The 6,551-nt window shown below is 72.2% G+C and carries 6 protein-coding genes and 1 pseudogene; 2 read left to right on the top strand and 5 right to left on the bottom strand.

The window, feature by feature from the left end; translation table 11 throughout:
• Positions 1 to 262: pseudogene (locus CR470_RS15970) on the top strand (TPM domain-containing protein); the annotation flags it as partial.
• Positions 263 to 321: 59 nt separating this feature from the next.
• On the top strand, positions 322 to 1,035 hold the full coding sequence (locus tag CR470_RS15965; RefSeq protein WP_097868260.1) for a PspA/IM30 family protein: 714 nt from the start codon (positions 322 to 324) through the stop codon (positions 1,033 to 1,035).
• Positions 1,036 to 1,084: 49 nt separating this feature from the next.
• Here the strand turns inward: CR470_RS15965 and CR470_RS15960 are convergent, their stop codons facing one another.
• From CR470_RS15960 to CR470_RS15940, 5 genes are all read right to left on the bottom strand, one after another.
• Entirely contained in the window at positions 1,085 to 3,652 is a 2,568-nt protein-coding gene (locus CR470_RS15960; protein ID WP_097868259.1) for a SpoIIE family protein phosphatase, read from the bottom strand.
• A 213-nt stretch (positions 3,653 to 3,865) separates the two neighbouring features.
• Complete coding sequence (locus CR470_RS15955) at positions 3,866 to 4,351, bottom strand: ATP-binding protein (protein ID WP_097868258.1); 486 nt, start codon at positions 4,349 to 4,351, stop codon at positions 3,866 to 3,868.
• 131 nt (positions 4,352 to 4,482) lie between these two features.
• Complete coding sequence (locus CR470_RS15950) at positions 4,483 to 4,887, bottom strand: NUDIX hydrolase (protein WP_097868257.1); 405 nt, start codon at positions 4,885 to 4,887, stop codon at positions 4,483 to 4,485.
• Positions 4,888 to 5,128: 241 nt separating this feature from the next.
• On the bottom strand, positions 5,129 to 5,329 hold the full coding sequence (locus CR470_RS15945; RefSeq protein ID WP_097868256.1) for a hypothetical protein: 201 nt from the start codon (positions 5,327 to 5,329) through the stop codon (positions 5,129 to 5,131).
• A gap of 225 nt (positions 5,330 to 5,554) precedes the next feature.
• Positions 5,555 to 6,307 (bottom strand): GntR family transcriptional regulator, encoded by a 753-nt coding sequence (locus CR470_RS15940; RefSeq protein ID WP_097868255.1) that lies wholly within the window; start codon positions 6,305 to 6,307, stop codon positions 5,555 to 5,557.
• Positions 6,308 to 6,551: the final 244 nt, after the last annotated feature.

Raw genomic sequence — 6,551 nt, 5'->3', positions numbered from 1 at the left:
GGCGATGAGCCTGGCCGAGCAGGACGTCCGCGGCTTCGGCGGCATGCGGGGGCCCGGCTCCCCGCAAGGCGGCGGCATGGGCGGGGCGGTGCTCGGCGGCATCATCCTCGGCGGGCTGTTCGGCGGCGGCCGGGGCGGGGGCATGGGCGGCGGCTTCGGCGGAGGGTTCGGCGGCGGCCGGTCCGGCGGTTTCGGCGGCGGGCCCGGCAGCTTCGGAGGGGGCGGAACACGGGGCCGCCGGGGCGGTGGCGGCCGCTTCTGAACGACCGGCAGGGCAGGACCACACCAGATGACCCGTCTCGATTTCCAAGGAGCCATCCCATGTCCAAGCAGACCATCCTCGGCCGCGTCACCCAGCTCGCGAAGGCCAACATCAACGCCCTCATCGATCAGGCCGAGGACCCGCAGAAGATGCTGGACCAGCTGATCCGGGACTACACGAACAACATCGCGGAGGCCGAGCAGGCGGTCGCGACCACCATCGGCAACCTCCGGCTGATGGAGCAGGACCACAAGGAGGACGTCGAGGCGGCGGCCGAGTGGGGCGGCAAGGCGCTGGCCGCCAGCCGGAAGGCCGACGAGCTGCGCGGGGCCGGTTCGGTCGCGGAGGCCGACAAGTTCGACAACCTGGCGAAGGTCGCGCTGGGCCGCCAGCTCCAGTCCGAGCAGGAGGCGAAGACGGCCGGGCCGACGATCGCCTCGCAGACCGAGGTGGTGGACAAGCTGAAGTCGGGGCTCGACCAGATGAGGACCAAGCTCTCCCAGCTGAAGGCCAAGCGCGACGAGCTGGTGGCGCGTTCGAAGTCCGCGCAGGCGCAGAACCAGATGATGGACGCCGTGAAGAACATCGACGTCCTGGACCCCACGAGCGAGCTGAGCCGCTTCGAGGACAAGGTGCGGCGCGAGGAGGCGAAGGCGCTGGGCAAGCAGGAGCTGGCGGCCTCCTCGCTGGACGCCCAGTTCGAGGAGCTGGACAGCCTGGGAGACAGCGCGGAGGTCGAGGCCCGGCTGGCGGCCCTGAAGACGGGCGCGTGACACGGGGTGCGCCGGGTGGGTCCACGTGCCCACGCGAGCCGCACGGGGCTCAGTACATGCTCAGCAGCTGCTCCACGGAGAGCTCGGCGGCCGGAGCCCCGTCCGGCAGGGCCAGTTCGAACCAGACGGTCTTGCCGCGCGGAGTGCGGCGCGAGCCCCAGGCGGCGCTGAGCAGGCCGACCAGCTGGAGGCCGCGGCCGCCCTCGTCCGTGTCGCGGGCGCGGCGGCGGCGCGGCTGGACGAGGCCGGCGTCCCACACCTCGCAGACCAGGGTGCGGTCGCGCAGCAGCCGGAGCCGGATCTCGCCCTCGCCGTAGCGCAGGGCGTTGGTGACCAGCTCGCTGACGAGGAGTTCGGTGGTGTCGACCAGGTCGTCGAGGTCCCAGGCGACCAGCTGTGAGCGGGCCAGCTCACGGGCGCGCCCCACGGAGCGGGGTTCGCGCGGCAGCGTCCAGTCCCCGACCGCCTCCCCGGGGAGCCCCTGGATGCGGGCCATCAGCAGGGCGATGTCGTCCTCGCCGTGCCGGGTGTCGAGCGTGCTCAGCACGTGGTCGCAGGCCTCCTCCAGCTCCATCTGCGGTCCGGTGAGGACGGCCCGCAGCGCGTCCAGGCCCTCGTCCAGCGGCTGGTCGCGGGACTCGACGAGGCCGTCGGTGTAGAGGGTGAGCAGGGCGTTCTCGGCCAGCTCGACCTCGACCTCCTCGAACGGCTCGCCGCCGACGCCCAGCGGCATTCCCGGCGGTACGTCGATGAGCCGGGCGGGCCGGCCGGGCTCGACGACGGCCGGGGGCAGGTGCCCGGCGTTGGCGAACGTACATCGCCGGGTGACCGGGTCGTAGACCGCGTACACGCAGGTCGCGAGATACACCTCGGAGAGGTCCGCCTCGCGGGACTTCTGCGCGGCGCGGGAGGGCCACTGCGCTCCCCCGCTGCCGCCGAGGCCCTCGCTGCGCTCGCCGCCGCCCGGGGAGCCGAGGCCGCGGGCGACCTCGTCGAGGGCGGAGAGCACTTCGGCCGGCTCCAGGTCGAGGAGGGCCAGGGTCCGCACGGCGGTGCGCAGTTCGCCCATGGCGACGGCGGCGCGCAGGCCGCGGCCCATGACGTCGCCGACGACGAGCGCGGTGCGGTGGCCGGGCAGCTCGATCACGTCGAACCAGTCGCCGCCGACCTCGGTGGCCGCGTTGCCCGGCAGATAGCGGCAGGCGATGTCGAGCCCGGCGGCCTCCGGGTCGCCCGGGGGCAGGAGGCTGCGCTGGAGGATCAGGGCGCGTTCGTGCTCGCGGCGGTAGAGGCGGGCGTTGTCGATGCAGACGGCGGCGCGGGCGGCCAGTTCGGTGGCCAGTGCCCGGTCGCGTTCCCCGAACGGCTCGCTGCCCTTCGTACGGGAGAACTGGACGAGGCCGACGACGGTGTCGTGCGCGACCATGGGCACGGCGAGCGTCGACTGCACGAAGCCCATCTCGTCGCCGGGGACGTCCTCGACCCGGCCGGAGCGCAGCGCCATGGCGCAGGGCGAGCCGAAGGCGAAGCGGTGGACGGAGCCGAGCGCGGGCGGCAGGTCGTCCGGTCCCGGGGGCCCGCTGCCCGCCACGGCGGTGTGCAGGGCGTCGGCGACCGCGCTGGCGTGGGCCACCCGGCGCAGCTCCGCCGAGCCTCCGGCGGACTCGCGGTGGGCGGGCGCCCAACTGCCGGGAGCGGCCTCCTCGCCGGTGAGCAGCCCCTGGTAGAGGTCGACGGCGGCGAGGTCGCAGAAGCCGGGGACGGCCACGTCGAGGAGCTCGCGGGCGGTGGTCTCCAGGTCCAGGGAGTTGCCGATGCGGGCGCTGGCCTCGTTGAGGAGGGCGAGGTTGCGGCGGGCGCTGGCCGCCTCGCGGGCGGCGATGTGGCGGCGGGTGACGTCGGTGGCGAGGCCGGCGACGCCGACGGGGCGGCCGGCCCCGCTGTGCACCCGGTAGAGGTTCATGGACCAGTGACGGCGCTCGGTGCCGCCGGGGGCGGTGCCGACGAGCTGGAGGTCGGTGACCGACTCCCCGGTCTCCAGGACCCGTTTCAGGGTGGCGGAGAGCCGGTCGGCCTCGGCCCGCGGCAGATAGTCCTCCACCGTGCGGCCCCGGTGGTCTTCGGCCGCGCCGCCGAAGACCGTGGCGAAGCGCTGGTTGGCCCGGACGACGGCGAAGTCCGTGCCGAACAGAACGAAGCCGAAAGGAGATTGGCCGAATATGGCCTGGGAGGCGGCAAGGTCCGTCTCGATGCGCCGCAGGGCCCGGACGTCCACGACGATACAGAGCGCGGCCCGCTCACCCCGGCCCGTCAGACTCGGCATCACATAGACCTCGGCGACGCCGTGCGCTCCGCCCTCACCCGGCATCCGGAACGGGACGAGGCCCGTCCACTCCTTGCCGTCGAGGATCTCGCCGACCCGCCGATGACCGTCCCTGCGCAGCTCGGCGGGCATGAAAGCCTCCACCGGGTCGCGGCCGATCGCCTCGGTCGAGGACATGCCGAACAGACCGGCGGCCCGGCTGCTCCACTGCTCGATCAGGCCGTCGGGGCCGATCGAGAAGGAGGCGACCCTGATGTAGTCATAGATCGAGCCGGGCGGGCTGCTCTGCCACACGACGTCGCCCGTGGTCCCGACGACATCACCCGTTGTCCCAGGTATTTCGCTCACGCGACCGTCCCCTCCAGCTCACACACCGGACCGGTCCTGCCCGCAGTATTCAGCACTACGGCCCCGACCGACACGGCGTTCACGATCACAGCAAGGTCTCGGTCCCTTTCAGCCAGGTTCTGCCCGACCTCTGGTGATCGCTGCGCGTCCCCCACTCTCCTAACCAGGGAGAGCCAGCTCGAACCACACCGTCTTGCCACTCTTTCCTCGACGGGTCCCCCAGCGACGTGCTGAACAGGCCACGAGCTGGAGTCCCCGGCCGCCTTCGTCATCGGGCCCCGCACTGCGTTCGGTGGGTGGATCCGGAAGCGGATCGGAGACTTCCACCAGCAGCACCGGGTCGGCGGCAGGGCGGTCGGCGAGCGGAACTTTCCCGTGGGCGAGCGGAAGACGCCCGCCGGGGTGCGGCAGATCCCCGTCCGCGTGCGACTGGACCAGGCGTACGCCGATGGGCCCGGAGGCGTAGCGGAGGGAGTTGGTCACCAGCTCGCTGACGAGCAGGACCGCCAGATCGCCCACCGCGGCGTCGAGACCCCAGGTGCCCAGCGCCCCCCGGACGGCGTGCCGGGCGCTCCGCACGGAACCGGGTTCGGCGGGGAAGGCCCACTCGGCGCAGTCGCCTTCGGTATCGATCACACCGATCACTTCCCAGGGACGACCACGGGCGCACCCTCTGTGCAAATGGGGACTAAACAGCCCATACCCACCATTTGTTGCTCACTACCGCGCAACCTGGCGTTTGGTGCAGACGGGTGTACGCCCACCACGGCCGGAGGTCAGCTCAGCGCGCCGGCCGCCCTGAGGTCGTCGAAGAGCAACTGGTCCACGGGGGGCACGAGGGCCCGGTCGGCGAAGGAGAACCACGCCATCTCCTCGATCTCGGCGCTCGCGGCGAGCGTGCCGCGGTAGTCGCCGTAATAGCAGCTCATCCGTACGACGGCGGCGTCGGGCCGGTCGTCCACGGGCGCTTCGTACGTCCCGGCGTGGACGACGGTCTCCCGGATCAGGCCGACCGTCAGCTCCTCCTCGACCTCCCGCAGGAGGGTCTGCAGATCGGTCTCCGCGCCCTCACGCTTGCCGCCCGGGATGTAGAAGACGTCCTTGCCCCGGGGCCGCGCGCAGAGGATTCTGCCGCCCTCGATCCGCACCCACGCCACCGTGTCGATCAGCACCGCCACCACTCCGCCCCGCTCGCCCCGCTTCCGGCGGCTTCCGCGCCCCGGTCCGGGCGGGACCCTACCGCCCCGGCCGCCGGCCCACGGAACGCGGGGCGCGACGAGGGCGGAGGACACGGGAGGACCAACGAGGGGGGCCGGAGGCACGCCACAAGGGCGCACGCGGGCGCGAAGGCCCTCCGGGGAGGCCGTGGGGCCCCGGGAGGACGGAACGGCCCTCCGGGGCCCCACGCGGACGTCCGTCGCGTCAGGGCCCGGTGCCCTGACCCACGCGCTCCACCCGGTAGACCTGGTGGCGATGGCGGTCGTCGAGGCCGTCGGCGACCTTCTGCGCCTCGGCCTGCGTGGCGTACCTGCCCACGCGGTAGCGGTTGCCGCCGTCGTCCTGCCGTATCACCTGCCAAGGGAGCACGGCGCCGCTGTCGCTCATCGTGTCGCTCCCCCGCATATCGCCCCTCTTCCCACCGGCATGCACGCCTCTAAGGATCCCCAGGAAACCGCAGTACGCATATGCCCGAGCGTACGCCTGACCTTCACTCAGTGCAGGCGGGTTTACACAAAGAGATACACATCCGGCCACCACGAAAGGGGCGCATCCGAAGAAAGCGCCCCCTCGTGACCCATCAGCCCCGGCCGGCGCCCCTCGAATGGCCCGACGGGGCGTCATCTCACCTCATCTCACGGGCAGGTGGTACGCGACCCGGTACCGGTCCGCCGGCACCACCACGTCGGCCGTCTCCACCGCCCGGCCCGAGGCGTAGAACGTACGCCCGATGACGATGACCACATGGCCGGGCACACCGCCGAGCGCCAGAAGCTCCTCCGCCAGCCCCGGGCGCGCGCCGACCTCCTCGGCGACGTTGTCCACGACGACGTCGATCGCGGCCATCCGGTCGACCACCCCGCAGCCGCCCAGCGGCCCCTCCTCCGGAAGCATCACCGGCGTCCGGCCGGTGACGGCGAGCGGCTCCCAGGAGGTGGAGAGCATGATCGGCTCGCCCGCCTCCCGGAAGACGTAGTGCGTGCGCATCACACGGTCGCCCGGCTCGATGCCCAGCCGCCCGGCGATCTCGGGGTTCGCGCCCTCCTGCTCACTGCGGGACTCCCAGGTCCCGCGCGCCCCCTCCGCCGTCTGCTCCTGCCGGAACGGACTGGCCCCCCTGCCCGGCCGGTAGCCGGAGCGGGCGATCATGCGCGGCACGGGGCGCTCACGCACATAGGTGCCGGAGCCGGAGCGCCCCTCGACCAGCCCCTCCGCCATCAGGACCTTGCGCGCCTCCAGGGCGACGGTGTCCGAGACCCCGTACTCCTCCCGGATGCGAGCCTGCGACGGCAGGCGGGTATGGGGCGGCAGCGCGCCGTTGACGATCTTCTCCCTGAGATCGCTCGCCACGCGCAGATAGGCGGGCTGCTCACCGAAAGTCACAGGCCACTCCCAACAGGTTGACAGTCTGCGACAGCCTGGCAACCGTGGGTTGTACACCGCAAGCATGGGCCAGGGTTTCACCCAATGTGATGATCTTGTGACGGTCCACGCATATCCCGGCCGTGGACACCGGATCAGTCCCGGACGGTCTTCGACTCCACTCCGTCCAGCGCCGCACCGGCACCACCGTCGAACTCCGGCAACTCCCGGACTCTTGACCATTTTTGGTCCAGACCAATACCTT

It is taken from the genome of Streptomyces sp. rh34 (genome assembly GCF_002551245.1).
GTDB lineage: Bacteria > Actinomycetota > Actinomycetes > Streptomycetales > Streptomycetaceae > Streptomyces.
The sequence above is the reverse complement of the archived record's forward strand: the minus strand, read 5'-3'. Positions and strand labels throughout refer to the sequence as shown.